Source organism: Pedobacter sp. 01N416, from assembly GCF_056399685.1.
In genome coordinates this window covers 1-417 of the sequence record NZ_JBFTRT010001123.1, presented here as the reverse complement: position 1 = coordinate 417, position 417 = coordinate 1, and the positions used below count along the sequence as shown (strand labels likewise).

Here is a 417-nt window from a genome sequence, read left to right as displayed (position 1 = left end):
GCACATCACGTATAACGCAAGCAGCTATAGCGGTGCAATATCATCGGATACAGACAATGAATTATTGATTGTAGCAGGTTTGTTTATTAAGCATATTTACAACAAACGGGTAGTTACACTTATTGCCTGCTTCATGCCAATCATAGTGATATCAACAATGCGCCATTAGTAGTGAAATTAAATCCTTTTGTGAGATGGAACAGGTATTAAATTGGAGAAAAGGTTTATTTGATAGCAATTATCAGGTATTTAACAACGGACTATTAAAATTTTCGCTGAATTTTAGTTCGTGGAAAAATTCGGCAATAGCCACTACCCAGGCAGGTATTTACCTGTTAAAAAGTGAAGGGTTTTCTAAACCTGAAACTAAATTACTGAACAATCAGAATGAGGTTTTAGCTATAATTACTTATGACT

Annotated in this window: 1 protein-coding gene; it reads left to right on the top strand. The window is 34.5% G+C overall.

From position 1 onward, the window contains the following. Nucleotides 1-194: 194 nt before the first annotated feature. Nucleotides 195-417 (top strand): hypothetical protein (locus AC1DND_RS29530; protein WP_477586606.1); only part of this gene is annotated, 223 nt, incomplete at its 3' end.